The 13,633-nt window shown below is 52.9% G+C and carries 13 protein-coding genes; 1 reads left to right on the forward strand and 12 read right to left on the reverse strand.

All coding sequences use genetic code 11. The features are described 5' to 3' along the window. Positions 1–9 precede the first annotated feature (9 nt). From traN to HY282_07045, 12 genes are all read right to left on the reverse strand, one after another. Positions 10–852, reverse strand: coding sequence for a conjugal transfer protein TraN (gene traN / locus HY282_06990; protein MBI3803492.1), 843 nt, complete (start codon positions 850–852; stop codon positions 10–12). A gap of 696 nt (positions 853–1,548) precedes the next feature. Further along, on the reverse strand, positions 1,549–2,001 hold the full coding sequence (locus HY282_06995; GenBank protein ID MBI3803493.1) for a hypothetical protein: 453 nt from the start codon (positions 1,999–2,001) through the stop codon (positions 1,549–1,551). Positions 2,002–2,020: 19 nt separating this feature from the next. Beyond that, a complete protein-coding gene (locus HY282_07000) occupies positions 2,021–3,862 on the reverse strand; it encodes a hypothetical protein (protein ID MBI3803494.1) in 1,842 nt (613 codons plus the stop codon). Continuing rightward, positions 3,834–6,326 carry a TraC family protein gene (locus HY282_07005; protein MBI3803495.1) on the reverse strand — a complete coding sequence of 831 codons (2,493 nt, stop codon included), beginning with the start codon at positions 6,324–6,326 and terminating at the stop codon, positions 3,834–3,836. The genes HY282_07000 and HY282_07005 overlap by 29 nt, the downstream gene beginning before the upstream one ends. Positions 6,327–6,383: 57 nt before the next feature. After that, positions 6,384–6,869 (reverse strand): type IV conjugative transfer system lipoprotein TraV, encoded by a 486-nt coding sequence (gene traV / locus HY282_07010; protein ID MBI3803496.1) that lies wholly within the window; start codon positions 6,867–6,869, stop codon positions 6,384–6,386. Continuing rightward, positions 6,857–8,056: a conjugal transfer protein TraB gene (locus tag HY282_07015; protein MBI3803497.1), complete on the reverse strand. Its 1,200-nt coding sequence runs from the start codon at positions 8,054–8,056 to the stop codon at positions 6,857–6,859. Before HY282_07015 ends, traV begins: the two co-directional genes overlap by 13 nt. Further along, on the reverse strand, positions 8,056–8,811 hold the full coding sequence (locus tag HY282_07020; GenBank protein MBI3803498.1) for a type-F conjugative transfer system secretin TraK: 756 nt from the start codon (positions 8,809–8,811) through the stop codon (positions 8,056–8,058). Before HY282_07020 ends, HY282_07015 begins: the two co-directional genes overlap by 1 nt. Positions 8,812–8,815: 4 nt before the next feature. Next, positions 8,816–9,367, reverse strand: coding sequence for a type IV conjugative transfer system protein TraE (locus HY282_07025; protein MBI3803499.1), 552 nt, complete (start codon positions 9,365–9,367; stop codon positions 8,816–8,818). Positions 9,368–9,379: 12 nt separating this feature from the next. After that, complete coding sequence (gene traL / locus HY282_07030) at positions 9,380–9,649, reverse strand: type IV conjugative transfer system protein TraL (GenBank protein ID MBI3803500.1); 270 nt, start codon at positions 9,647–9,649, stop codon at positions 9,380–9,382. An 82-nt stretch (positions 9,650–9,731) separates the two neighbouring features. Next, positions 9,732–10,034 (reverse strand): hypothetical protein, encoded by a 303-nt coding sequence (locus HY282_07035; protein MBI3803501.1) that lies wholly within the window; start codon positions 10,032–10,034, stop codon positions 9,732–9,734. Positions 10,035–10,146: 112 nt separating this feature from the next. Further along, complete coding sequence (locus HY282_07040) at positions 10,147–10,869, reverse strand: DsbC family protein (protein MBI3803502.1); 723 nt, start codon at positions 10,867–10,869, stop codon at positions 10,147–10,149. Next, positions 10,859–11,614: an OmpA family protein gene (locus HY282_07045; protein MBI3803503.1), complete on the reverse strand. Its 756-nt coding sequence runs from the start codon at positions 11,612–11,614 to the stop codon at positions 10,859–10,861. The genes HY282_07040 and HY282_07045 overlap by 11 nt, the downstream gene beginning before the upstream one ends. A 214-nt stretch (positions 11,615–11,828) precedes the next feature. Here HY282_07045 and HY282_07050 point away from each other — a divergent pair, with 214 nt between their 5' ends. Next, complete coding sequence (locus HY282_07050) at positions 11,829–13,619, forward strand: type IV secretory system conjugative DNA transfer family protein (protein MBI3803504.1); 1,791 nt, start codon at positions 11,829–11,831, stop codon at positions 13,617–13,619. The last annotated feature ends 14 nt before the right edge of the window (positions 13,620–13,633 follow it).

The following is a 13,633-nucleotide window of genomic DNA, read 5'->3' on the forward strand; positions in this document are numbered from 1 at the left end:
AGCGTCCCGCTAAGGATGAAGATTTTGATAAAATCCATTGATCTTATTCCCCAGATCGGTATTGATTTGTGACTGCGACTTCGTGGAAATATTCGCAAAATATTCCGATAAATCCATTTGACTAAAATCGAGCATCTGCAGTTCTTCGGGAGCGAAGCCGACGCAATTCGGACTATTAGCCGTTCCCCACTGCCCATCGGGGGAGAACTTCTTCAGTTGTCCCCTCCCCTGCTCCTGTATCATTCGGCCGAGTTTAGAATTAAAGCAGCAGTAAACCTGCGATTTCTGGACGCAGCCGACAAAGGGCCAAGAGGTTTTGCAGTAATCCCCAACATAGTGGCAAGCGCTGGCGTCGCGGGCCGTATTTGTATCTCTCTCGTTTGTGGCGCAGTATTTCAGAAAGTCGACGACCGACCCCGAGCTATTGGAGCAGCAATTAAAAAACGATGTGCCGGCGCCGGAAGGTCTGCACTCGGAACCTTTGCCATTAAAGATGAATACCGGACCCATGCACATGCCGGAGTTGGGGTTGGTCTGTCCGTTATTCTGATAGCCGGTTAGATCTGCGCCGGTCGATCCCGGCGGCGTCGCATCGAGGTCGATGCAGGTATTGGGGGAACACTGATAGGTTCCGTTGCTGTTCATACAGGCGGATTGGGGACCGAGCGGGCATGTGCTGTTGCCTTGATAGCAGGCGTGTTTTGCTGCGTCGTACGTTCCTGAGGCGCAAGTGGTCGGCGCCTGGCAGACCCCTCCGACGAGAGTGTAGCCTGCGGGACATCCAGGATAGGATCGCTCCCAGGTCGCCGAATAACAGCGGTCTTGTCCCAAACCAAAACAGCTGCCGTCCAAAAATACCTCCGACCCAGGTTGTAGGCGGATCTCTTGGGATGGAATCGCCAGAGCGCCTCGTATAATCTCCTGGAGGTAGCCGGCCGCAGTTTGCCGAGTCGGAAATGGGCTCGATCGGTTGACCTGCCATAAGTCCGCGGCTGGGAGAGCTTTTGTCCAGGTTAAAAGAGTCTTTGGGCCAGACGGTGACGGGGTAGATTGCAGAGTCAGGCCCCAATAATAGGAGCAGGAGGAAAATAAATTACCGGGTTGACAGGCTTTGCGTTCCACGACTTCATGATTGTCAAAGGCATAAACGCTCTGAAATTGAGAGGGACTGGCGACCGCCTGATCGGAAACTCCGTCTTGGTTCAGGTCGACGGACAGGTTAAAATTCCACACGCCGCTTGCTCCTACCAATTGAATGAGAAGCCAGTTGCGCCAGAGCGGGACCGTCGGCCCTTCGCATTGATCCGTCGCGGGGTTTAAGCCGCCCCCCGCGGGGCAGGTCGAGGGGGTATAGGTCGCGCTGCAGGCGACTGCGCCAACGGGGCAGAAGGTTCCCTGGGGCGTTGCGGGGCAGGAGGCGGTCTCTCCAGTATCGGTCGCCGTTCCATCCCCGTTTAAGTCTTGGCCGCAGACAAAATTGACGGCGCGAGAGGGCTGGGACAGCAATAAAACCGCTAAAATGGCGGCGAACAGAGCCTTATACATCATTCATTTCACCATCAAAAATGCCGCTAGCCCTGCCGCGGTCAATACCAGGAAAGAAGAAATGATCGCCGATAAAAATACCGCCATCAAAACAAGACTTCTGTCCGGATTCGCCTTCCTCGATAAATAGACGAGAAGCAGTTTTAGAAAAATATTTACTTCTCTCTTTTCTTGAATCAACTGCAAGTAGGCCGCGAAGGAGCCTAGCCGTTTCGCCGCATTTACAAAAATGATCGCAGAGAGAACGGCGGTCGAAAAGAAAGCCAAGGGAGAAAAAAACGCTCCAAAGATCCCGGTAGCGAAAGCCGCTGTAATTGACGAAACGCAGAGTATTCGCATCACGAAGAAATAGAAATCTTCCCATTCCGGGTTGGTGAGAGAGCGGTTGCGAAGGGCCAGGAAGATCAGTCCCGCTACAACCCAGAGAGCTTCTATTGTTGAGGTCCCAAGATCCATTCGTGCGCCTACACTTTACTTATTGTTTTGTGCCGTTGCTGCAGATCATGTCTTTTCCGGCGTTCTGGAGCACCTGCATCAGAGACGCAGCCTCCGCGAAATCGGACACGCACTGACAGGTCTTGACGACTTCTTCTCCTGCCGAGAGCGGACAGGCGTTATTGGCGCATTTTTTATAATAGAAGTTATATCCGTTTGTCGTATTCCGGAACTGTTCAGTGGTTCCGGCCACCGACGCTTGCGTATCCGAAACAGGCGCTCTTGTTTTGCACGCCATATCGCAACTTGGGTTACTATCCCGGCCCGGCAGCGCCGTATCCTTCTGTTCCGAGATCCAATTGCCGTATTGGTCTTTACGCAGGTCCTGATAGTGCATCGACGTAATATTATCGGCGACGCCGGAGCGCACGGCGCCGGCGCGTCTTTGGGCGTCGGTGAAGTCGAACACCGGATTGTTTTGGCACAGATAAGTCCGATCCTTCTTCCACCAACTCCGGCAGATGTCGTAGTTCTGTAGCTGACCGATTAATGTGCTGCAGGAAGAAAGCGGCCCAAGCCCGGTCGGGTTAAAGCCATTATAGGTACTCACCGTGTCGACCGTTTCCGCCCGGAGCCGGCAGTTTGGATCCGTATCTAGCGCGCTACAGTGATCGGTGACGGCTTCTGAGAAGATATCGGACGTTCTGGTGCAAAGGGAGTAGTAGTCGTAGGCGTCGTAGGTACAATCGTCTTTCCCTTTTTTCTTCCCACGGTCCCGGAAATTTTCCGCCGACGTTCCGAGTGGGATTGAGCCTACGGGCGGCGTGGCAAAAACGGCGGCCGACGGCGGAGAACAATAGCCCGTTACGTTTGTACAAACACAATCGTTTCGGTTCCTAAAGGTCCCTGCCAGGACTTTCAGGTAAACGGTATTTTCACTCGACGCGATCGCCCCCGCTGGGGCGGGATTCTGACAGAAGGTCTGTTGCGTGGTAATCGCCACGGTTCTTTGAATTGCGCAGAGGCGGTTTGTCGAGCTCGACTGGGTCGCCGGCGGCGTCGTGGTCATCAGATTGTAATAGCTTGCCGGATCACTCGACTGAAGCGCGATTTGCGAGCCGACGGCCCCTGAGATACCGCCAGGGTTGGAATAGTATTGCTCCGGGGAGCTCGGAGTCCCCGCGATACAGGCTCCTTCATTCTGTCCGTAGTAACTAACCGCAAGCCCATCTACCTTAACGTCGGTGATGGCGAGTTTAGGGTTCTTCGCCTGAACGGAGCCGACTACGCCGCCTCCTATGTTTTTTAAAACTGAGGGGAGGTTCGTCATCGCAAGGTTACTGCCGCAACTGTTATTGACGCAGTAGCAGCCCCCGAGACTCAGGGGAGAAACCTCCTGGAGGTTGGCCCGCCCGGTGGAATCGGCGGTCCATTGGTAATAGTGGCAATTGGCCCACTGACCTGGCGTACAACTCACAACGCCATTGGCGCAAACCCCCGAGACCGGAAAGGGAGGCTGGTAGCTATAGTCGACTGCGCCGTCCAGGTCCGTATCTTGACCGACGAGGACCTGGGACAGGTCTCCCGTCCCCGAAGGAGCGACCAGGACATTGAGGAATTTGGTCGAGGAGGGACAGCTCATGCCGGCGTTAAACGATTTCGTATTATCGATTGTTTTCATCGGACTGCTCCCCGAGGTCAGCGGGACCGAGGCGTTGTCCCTGATTCCCGACGTGGAACCGAACTTGGAAAGGGCTTGATTGGCGGAGTCTTGGGCCGCCGCTTTCGGATCGCTTTGAGCCAATGCGAATCCCGCGTGAAGAAGCGAGAGGATGAGAAAAAGAGCGGCGGCATTAACTACGATATTTTCGGACCATCTCATGGATCGCATCCTCATAGGACCTTCCCTGGGACACCATTGATTCGATCTCTGCGACTTCTTTTCCATCCGAGGTGTAGACGTAATATGAGAAACTATCGAGCGCTAAGCGCACGACGCCCACGCCGAAGGGGGTATCCATGAAGATCTCCGAGTACTTCGGGCGACTGCTTTTCACGCTTTTTAGAAGTCTCATCGTGAACGGATCGTAGTCGATCAGTTTTTCTTCCTTGGCTTTCTCAAAGTCAGGCGACTCCAGGAAGAATTTGAAGGCGGAGTTTCCGCGGATCACGTCCCCCACCGCTCCAAACATTTTGGAGTCCAGGAGAGACTGGGTAACGATCGTAAAACTTCCACCATATTTTCTGGCCCGCCGATAGCCCTCCTTAATGACTTCTTTTAAGGCGATGCTATCGGAACCGCTTTCCAAGAACTGCCACGCCTCATCGAAAACAGCCATTCGCGGCCGAGCCCGGTCCGACAGATAAAGATCGCGCGTGACCTCGTTGATCACCTGAAGTGTGACGACTTTGAAAAGCTCTTTCTGGGGCTTTAAATATTCCAGTTCTAAAACAACCCATTCGTCCTGCGTGATATCAAAAGTCGATCGTCCATTGAACCATCTTCCATAGGTATTGCCGGTGGTATATTCGGTCAGATTAAACGCGAGGATTTGAGCAAGTTGTTTGAAGGTCTGATTTTCTTTAAAATCTTCATCCATGTATTTCGGAAAGACTCGCAGGTATTGATAGACGGTGTCGATCTTCGCATCGGTTCCCTCCGTGTCCCACGCCCACTTCACGGCCGATTTAATCAGCGTCATTGCGGTTTCTCCGGAATCAGCCGGCGCCGATCCTGTACGCGAATAGATCATCTGCAAGATAATCGATGCGATCACCGAGAGCTCTTCTTTTATTTCGATAACATGGGTGAAGGGATTGATGCAGATTTGAGAATCTTCTCGAAAGTCGAGGTAGCGTCCTTTTTGCATTCGGGTCAATCTTTTGTATGAGCCGCCGATATCGATCAAACGAATAATTGTCCCGCTCGCGAAATTGGTAAAACAGAGGTGACATACGAAGACCGATTTCCCGCCGCCGCTTCCACCTGCAACAAAACAGTTATGGTTACTGGCGCGCTTGCTAAAGAGGTCGATCCCGACAAATTGTCCTTTCCTTCCGGCAAAGACCGTGATCGGGTTTCCTCCTCCTGCAAAATCCGACTGGACGGGTAGAATGGAGGAGATCGAATCGAGGGGCGCGATGAAATCGCGGTCGAGCAGGTTGATGTTTCCACCCCGGTCGTAGAGTCCAAAGGGGAGCGACGAGATAAACAAAACCGGAAGGATGCCCCGATCCTCCTGCATGATGTATCCTTGGCCTTCCCAGATCCGCTTTGCGCGGGTGATTGCCTCCGCCGCGCTCTTCTCATCTCGATCCCAGACCCATAAGACCGGGAGTATCCTCAGAAACCGCGTTCCCTTCTCCAGCTCGTCGGTGGCCCACTGAAATTCGTCTTGCTTTCGGGCAAGCGAACGGGCAAAACTCCCGACCCCCTTTTGAAACAAGATCATGTTGCACTTTTTGTGCAAGGGTCCTTTCATATTCGTGAAAATGATATTGAGCGTATAAAGAAAGGGCGTTTTCATCTGGTCCCCATCGGAGACCAGCCCCCAACAGCCGCCGAAGAGCTGGTTGGTCTGAAACAGATCGACCTCTTTCGGGAAAACTTTCGGGGTGGCGCAACGGAATGAACGATCGGCGATTCGGATTGTCGACTGCTCTTTCTTTATTTCCGTTTCTGAAAGAATGACCTGTTTTCGGATCGGTATCCCGTCGGCGTAGTAATCGTTGTTGCCGGAGGGTGTCCCGTTAAATAGCCGCCTCATCCAGTCGAGTAGGACATCGGGGCCGACCGCCTCGGGGCATAGCGACGCTCCTCGAAGGGTTTCTTTGATCGTGGTCTGGATTTCTTCCAATTTCCGGGGGGTGAGGCCTCGCTCGGCCTTCGGCATCTTGACCGACATAAAGAGCCTGAAATTTCGGATCGGGATTCCGGAAAGAGAAGCCATCCCGGTCGTTCCTTTCGAGAAGAATTCACAAAGGGCGCGGGTTGTATTCTGGATGATGGGGCTTTCTCTTTTTTTATGATCTCGAAAAGCGGAAAGAAACGGCTGAATATTATCGTCGGCATAGAGGATAAATTGAAGGATCGATCCTTCAGGGAAATCGATACGAAAGAGCGCTTCCAGCGTGGTCTGGGTCCGACTGCCTGCAAACGCCAGCGGAGCGCATTCCCAAATTGCTCCGACCGTTTCGTCGCTGTTGTAATAGAGGTTTGTTTTTTCGTCATAGGCGAGCCAAGGAAGATAGTCGGAGAATTTATTTCGATGGGTCATCGATTGAAGCTCGGCAGTGGTCAGCCCGCCGTTCTTACCCAAGATGTTTAGAATATTTGGAATAACCATGAATCCCCCAGAGGGAGTAACCCGAATAGATGTCTACACCGCGAGTCTACACCCGCCCTATTTCTGCGCCGGCATCGCCGTCGCCCGTGCGGCGGACTCTTCGTTGAGCCATTGATTTCCCAACACCCATTTTGGCGCGTCTACAATGACGTATACGTATCGCGGCATATAGAGTCGCGCGTCTTCTCCTTTATAGGGGAGGATGAGGACCCGCATCACCTGCGGCGGGGCGATCATCGGAGTGGTCGGCTCTTTTAGGAGTCCTGTCAGCTTTTCATACAAAGCGTTTTGATAACTCGCTTCCGTCATCGCGGCCGTTCCTTTTTTCTTATCTTCTGACCCTCCGCCATTCGTCAACGGTTTTAAACCTTCGCCCTCCCTCTCTTTCGGACTCCCTTCCACCGATTCCTGATAGGCTGAAGTAGGAGAAACGCACTTTCCGTTGTAAGTCTTTGGACAGGTGAACGCGCCGTTGTAGGGATTAAAAATCGAACAGCCCGAAAGGAAGAGAATCAAAAGTCCGAGAAGCGTTACTTGTCGCATAGTTGTCCTCCGACGCAAATTTCTTTGATAACGAGATCAACTCCCTCGGTGACGACGAGTGTGACCGTTTTTGTGGCCCCCACCTCGATGATCGGAGTCGCCTGGCGGGCCAGATCGAGATAGAGCCGTTCCAATTCGTGGGAGCCTCCCGAGAGTCCCCCGCCGATCGCCGCCTTGCCGAGATCTTCCGGTTTGATCAGCTGGGTTGCGCCCAGGGGACTGACCGATGTAGTGGTGGCTGAGGCCCGGAAGGCCTCTCCAGCCCCTCCGAAGAACCCCGCCAAGGCGGCGCGCGCCACCGCCGATCCCATTCGAGAGACGACGTTGCCCCTCAGTCCATTTTTCCCGTCTTCATCCACGACGTATCCTTTGACCCCCTGATCAATGACCGCCTGGCCATTTTTCGCAAGACAGGAGAGGGTCACCAAGCGCAGTTCTACCCGCTCTTTCGAGAGCTTCCCGTACCCGTGTGCGATCACGAAACAGCCCTTCAAATTGGTTTTGATCTGGTTGGGGAGTACGGCAAGATCCCGTATCCGAAGCAAGACCGGCTCGGGGTTCCCTTTTGCCGATTCCACCGTTTCCGCGTCCAGTCCGGTCAAAAGGGTCGCCTCCATGAAAGAAGGAGGAAGGTAGATCGTCTTTTTCTCTTTCTTTTTCTCGGTCCCTTCATCCTCCTTGGTCCGCTTGGCATAAGGATTTGAAACAACGGTGATCTCGCCGATCACCTCCCGCTCCGGCGCTTTGGCCTCGACTTCCCTTCCTGGCGGAGGCGGGGGAGGCGGAGGGATCCGGACGTCGGTCGGAGGAGGGGGCGGCGGGCCGGGGAATCCACCCTTCTGAGGGACCGCCCTGCCGGTCTTGTCGGGAGGGATGGGGGGAACGGGAGGAGCCTTCTCCTCTCTCTCCTTTTTCAGATCCTCGAGCTCCTGGCGCATTTGGTCGAGGCTGTCTTTCTGGCTCTTAAGCTCTTTTTGGGACTCCATCACCTGGGATTTCTGTAGCATATTCGGCTCAAGCGAGATCTCCTTTTTCTGTTCTACCGGAGTGGAAGAGGTGGAACTCCCTCGCGTCATCCGGTATCCGAGGGTCCCGAGCGCCAAAACCACCACGATCAGAATGGATAAGACTCCCCTGCGCTTTTGCTCCGAGGTCAAACCGCTCCAAAATGTTTTCAGGCCGTTCATTAATTTCCCTCCCCGCGTTGTTCGACGATCAAGACACGCGCCGACTGGCCGGTGGTCAAAGAGAGTCGATCGACCGTAATTGCTACCGGCCGAAGCGCAAGGTCGACCTTCAGAAAGTCTTTTTCATGCAGCTCCACACGGGACCCTCTGGGCTGAACCACGAATTCCTTTACCAAAAGACCTTCTCCCTCGACCGAGATCGTCCGGGTGAGGGTAACTTCGATGTCGCGAAAGAGATCGATCACTTTTCTTGTCTGGGTGACCGTAAAGCTTTCCGGAATTTGATCGGTATAGACCGCTCGAATCAGAGTGAGCAATTTCTCCTCATACGGAAGCCCACGCATTAATGTAAGATTGGACTTGATCTGATCGGCGCCTCCGGATGTCAATCGCACCGTTTTCGACGGAACCCGTTTTGGGATGGCGATGATGCGGAAGACGTGGTCTCCGCAGACGACGAAGACCTCCGCGGGGGTAGTCGAATAAGTGAGCTGACCGTCCTCTTTTAGAATCTGGAATTTTAGAAAAGCGTCCCGTTTCGTAAAATGGACCGAGAGACCCTTTTCTTTCGAGAAGATAACGTCCTCGATCGTAGATGCGCAGACGATGCGGTTTGCATCCGAGTTGCTCATCTCTACCGGCGTGGTCACTTCCGGGAGAATGGCGATATCTCCTGGGGGCGGATCCTGGGAGAAAGCCGGTCCGGAAAACCCAAAATAGAAAATAGCCGTTAGAAGAGATAGAAGATAAAACATAGGATCACTCCTGCTTTTCGGAGATGTTTAATAAACTGAACCTGCCATCGATGATTCGATATTTCAGGAAGTATGACTTCACCGTTTCATCCACTCGAGTGACTTCGACAAATTGCTTGCGCACTCCCCGCACTTCGATCAAGGAAGGGGTAAAGAAGATTTGCTGGATATAAAAGGCGCTCGTGATATGGGCTATTTCGATACGGTCGGCCAGTTCATAGAAGCTCTTTTTCGCCTCCGGATACGACTCTGGCGCATATAAACCAATGAGCTCCTCGAACTGACCTCGCGCCGAGGCCTGCGTGTAGTTTCCAGCCAAACTCATTACATACCGGGCGTAGGCCCGGAGACTCTCTTCAGAGGCGCCCTCCTGGGTCACTTCCAATCGCGAGTTAAGCGCGGGGGGGATAATGATGGTGCGCGCTGTATTCATCGCCCGGGAGAGAAGGACGGTATTAAAGAGGACGGCGCCTCCGATCACAAGAACAGCAAGTTTTAGGATTCGATTCTCGGCCACTTTGTTCGACGAATCTTGTAAAAATGTCTCAAGTTTCATGGGACCTCTTTTCTACTCCTGAAATTCGTCTTCGAAAAAAGTCGGATAGCCTTTCAGCCTGACGAGACCGATAAAATAAAAACAATGCTTAAGAAAACCTCTCGGATAACGCTTTTTCTGGGAGGAGTAAAAATAGGGCCCTCCCACAATCATGAACCAAAAATAACTTCCGAATAGGAGCGCAATAATATAGAAGATCAGCGCGATGATGAGTTCGTCTGTCTCCAGCCAAAGCACCTGGAAGGGCTGGGAGAGATATTGCGGAAACCGTTTTCTATCCATCGATCACCTTCCCTGTCGGTAACGCCCTCTCCCCCCGGAGGATGAAGGGGGTCCACCCCCAGGGGAGAGAGAACGCTCGGGTTCAAATCAGCGCGCCGAGGCTTGCAACCACGGTATCGGCTTTCATCAAGATGGCCCCTCCGAGAATGGACGCGATGGCATACCAAATCTCGGCTTGGATCCCCATGTAGGCCCCAAACGCGATTGCAAGAACACCTCCGACGAAGCCGATCGGCCCTTTTAAGATCTTATTGACGCCGATATCATACGCGTCGTAGGCAAATGAACCTGCTACGGGCGCCACAAATGCGTTCGCGAATGGGGCGATCGCCAGCACCAGGAGCAGCGCCAAGAAGGCCAATTGAACCTCCTTCCGATTGAAAATGCTGTTATGAGAATCACCTCCTTTTTTTGAGACTCTTCCACCGAAAATCCTGCGCAGTGTTTTCATGTTCCCTCCTCGTTTGATAGCACCCTGTGTTCTACAGGGGGTTCCGTTATGATTTTGGCTCTAAAATTTGGACGATCTTCTTGATATCGGCCCCCGAGACGAATTCTCCGTTTATCCAAAGAGAGGGAGTCCCCCGAACCCCTAACCTCTGGCCGATCCGTTGGTGCTCTGCGAGCAACTCCGCTGTTTTGGGGTCGTCGCAAAGCGTGATCTCCTCATCGTCGAGCTGTCCCGACAGCGCTTCGTCATAGGCGGCGGTCCGGTCCTTCGCGCAGAGGATATATTGCGCATGCCGTTCCGCCTCCGGATGCAGTTCTTTGATCGGGAAAAGAAAGATGTATCGCGTCACATCCTTTCTTTTTTTAAAGAAAGCGGCCGTTTTTCGACAAAACGGGCAGTCCGGGTCGACCACCTCCACGATCGTGTTCTTCCCATTGCCGATCTTGATCGCTTTTTCGAGCGGCAGCGCTTTGATCCGCGCCGCCGAAACCTCCGCCTTCTTTTGAGCCGTGAGACTTACCCCGTCTTTGTTCAGGATCTCTCCGACGAGGGTCAATCCGGTTTGGGGGTGGAAGTAAACGATCTTTTCATCGAAGGAGATTTCATAGAGGCCCTCAATCTCCGTTTTTCGAATGCTTTCAATTTTCAACGTTGCGAATTCTTGCCGGATCGATTCCTCGATCGTCTGCTCTTTTCCAGTTTCCGCGTGAACACGGTACGAGGAAGAAATCAGCGCGATCAACATAAATAAAAAAAGCCTATTTCTCATGGTCCCCTCCATTTTTTATGACAACAATCTCCACTCTTCGATTCAATCTCCGATCGGTGGAGAGGGGGCAGCAACTTCCCTTTCCCTGGACATTGGCCACGTCAATACCTTGCTCTTTGAAAATTGTGGCAACCCGCTCGGCCCGATCAAAAGAGACCCTATTGTTTTGATCACTCCCTCCGAGATCGCAGGTGTGCCCTTGGATCCTGACCCCCCCTCCAGTTTTTTTAACTTGCTCAACGACCTTTAAGATCTCCGTTTCCTGCATCGGGGTGAGGTTCACCTGGTTGAATCCGAATTGGATGATGGTCGGGTTGACGCTAAGTGAAGGGTGGCCCGATTCAGCGGGATCGTGAAGTTTGACGGTATCCATATTTTCGATTGCTACGATTTTCGTCGGAAGCGATTCTTCTTGGAGCGCGGGTGGAAGACTGAAATGGAAAGGCTCCTCCGCCCTGACCGCGATAGGGACTTCTTGCGGTTTTACAAATAAAGGCGCTGCGGGTTTGCAGTCACACAGGACGAAGGTGTCATCCGCTGGCATGAGGACAGCCATATCGGAAAAATACTGGTAAGACATTTTGTTAATCTCGGCCGAGAGCGCCGGCGCTTTAAGGACAGCCAATTCAAAACCGATAATCGTGAAGGCGAGAGCAGTCCTGTAAGAATCGATGAAACCGCGGAATGAAAAAGCCCGGATGTCCGTTTCTCGAATGGATCGCCTTCTAATCAAGTCACTTTTCATGTGCGCCTCGTCGATAAATCCTGATGAGCCGGACTATACCAAATAGGTTCGACTGCAAATCATCCTAAAATGCGACATGAAATGTCGCAAAATCGCCTCTTTTTACATTCGGATGGCGTTGTAGTATGGGGGGCCGGGCGCTCGGGAGGTTTCAGGAAGCGCTTTCTGATGACCTAAGTTAATCGAACCGTGATTGGAACGAGGAGGGAGTCATATGAATCAGGTTGAATGGATTCGGAACAGTCCCATTTTCTCAGATAACTTATTTTTTGTTTTTATCATTGTCGCCGTTCTCATCGTCTTAATGGTCGGAGCGACCAGAGTCGTCCATGGGAGTGGGAGCGGCAGATATGCGACTTCCTGGGAGATCCTATCGCACCTTGGGAACTGGGCTCGATTTCCTCTTTCGATGTATGCGGTGATCCTGCTCTATGCGGGCCTATTGGCATCTGTTTTCGCATGGCGATTCCGGCAAGACGGATGGTCGGTCCTGGACCATCCTGATCAGACCGTGCTGATTCTTACAGGCGCCCTGATCGGCGCTCTTTTGATCTACGGGATGCTGTTGAATGTCTATTTCAATAGGCGAGATAAGAATCGCTTCATTTTAGGAACAAAAATTCTTTTCCTTCCGGTCATGATTTCGCTTCCTGAAAAAGACCGCTTCGAGCACATTCGCATCCAGGGCCGGGCCGGCACCGGAAAAACCGATGGGTACATGTTCCCCCAGCTGATCGAGGACGCCTCGGGCGATTGCTCCGCGGTCGTTCTCGATGTGAAATCGCCGGAAGCCTTTGAAACGATCGGCGGGGCATGGCATGCGAAGGCGAAGAAGGTGGTGCTGTTCGATCCCTATTCGGAAAGCTGTCCCGGGTTCGAGCCGCTCGCCGGCGCGTCCGTTGAAATGCTCTCTCAGATTGAGCAGACCGTATACGGGAAGAGGAACACCGACGCCAATGATACCTCGATCTGGTTTGACCTTCAGGAACGTCGACTCTTTCGCCTCTACTGCCAATTGGTCATGGGGTATAAAGATCCAAGGCAGTGCAGCCTTTCGATGGTCTATCAGCTGGCGCTGCGCGGGGCGCCGGCCTTGGAGGCTGCGGTGACCTATTGCCAGAATCCGGTCCTTCAATCCGAATTCGAGCATCAATTCCAAAACAAAAACAGATTGCCCGATGTGATCAGCGGGATTCTCAATAAATTGGACCTCTTCGCCGATCCAAAGATTGCGGCGGCCTTCTCGCGCTCGGATTTGGACCTGGACCTTCTTTTTAGAGAACCGACCTTATTGATTATCGCGAGCCCGCATTCGAATCCAAAAGCCAGACTTGCGGCGTCGATCCTGCTCCGCGCCCTGATGCAGAAAGTTTATGAAAGACCGGTTCGGAAGGAGGGCGACGGACGCTCTCTTTTTTTCTATCTTGATGAATTTTACGCGCTCCATCTGCCCGACATGGCCGACTTTGCAAATACCGCCCGGTCCGCTCGGGTCGGAATTGCAACCTATCTGCAGGCGGAAGGGCAGCTGACCCGATATAAACCCCACGAGGTCGTCTCGATTGCGGTCAATACAAAGACAGAGGTCTGTTTACAGGGTTGTGACCCGATTACATGCGAGCGCCTTTCGGATCTATTCGGGAAAAAGGCGATTCGCGATAAACGGGTCGCGCGATCGAGACGTGGGGCGGTAACGACGACCGGATTTCTGGAAAGGTCCCTTTTGACCAAAGATGAGATCTATAACATGGCGATCGGCGCTGCGCTCCTCCACATCGGAGGATTACACCCGATTTGGGTTAAGCAAATCTCCTCGTATAAAAATCGCGCGTTCAAAAGCAAAAGAGGCCTGCCGGTCGAAGCGTATCGTCCTAACACCAACCCCCTTCTCGCCGCTGCCTATAAAGACCTCGACTTACCGGGGCCTGATTCGATCCCCCCCTCCCCGAACTTACCCCCTTCGCCGTCCATCCCTCAGGGTGGAGGAGAGATTATTAATTGGTGAATTAACGATTCGGA

Source organism: Candidatus Manganitrophaceae bacterium (assembly GCA_016200325.1).
In the GTDB taxonomy this organism is placed as follows: domain Bacteria; phylum Nitrospirota; class Nitrospiria; order SBBL01; family Manganitrophaceae; genus Manganitrophus.

Bases quoted from the DNA above. Each gene is read 5' to 3' on its own strand.
- HY282_07025 (MBI3803499.1), bottom strand. From the start codon at position 9,367: ATGAAACTTGAGACATTTTTACAAGATTCGTCGAACAAAGTGGCCGAG.
- HY282_07020 (MBI3803498.1), bottom strand. From the start codon at position 8,811: ATGTTTTATCTTCTATCTCTTCTAACGGCTATTTTCTATTTTGGGTTT.
- HY282_07050 (MBI3803504.1), top strand. From the start codon at position 11,829: ATGAATCAGGTTGAATGGATTCGGAACAGTCCCATTTTCTCAGATAAC.
- traL (MBI3803500.1), bottom strand. From the start codon at position 9,649: ATGGATAGAAAACGGTTTCCGCAATATCTCTCCCAGCCCTTCCAGGTG.
- HY282_07005 (MBI3803495.1), bottom strand. From the start codon at position 6,326: ATGGTTATTCCAAATATTCTAAACATCTTGGGTAAGAACGGCGGGCTG.
- HY282_07040 (MBI3803502.1), bottom strand. From the start codon at position 10,869: ATGAGAAATAGGCTTTTTTTATTTATGTTGATCGCGCTGATTTCTTCC.
- traV (MBI3803496.1), bottom strand. From the start codon at position 6,869: ATGCGACAAGTAACGCTTCTCGGACTTTTGATTCTCTTCCTTTCGGGC.
- HY282_07000 (MBI3803494.1), bottom strand. From the start codon at position 3,862: ATGAGATGGTCCGAAAATATCGTAGTTAATGCCGCCGCTCTTTTTCTC.
- HY282_06995 (MBI3803493.1), bottom strand. From the start codon at position 2,001: ATGGATCTTGGGACCTCAACAATAGAAGCTCTCTGGGTTGTAGCGGGA.
- HY282_07015 (MBI3803497.1), bottom strand. From the start codon at position 8,056: ATGAACGGCCTGAAAACATTTTGGAGCGGTTTGACCTCGGAGCAAAAG.
- HY282_07045 (MBI3803503.1), bottom strand. From the start codon at position 11,614: ATGAAAAGTGACTTGATTAGAAGGCGATCCATTCGAGAAACGGACATC.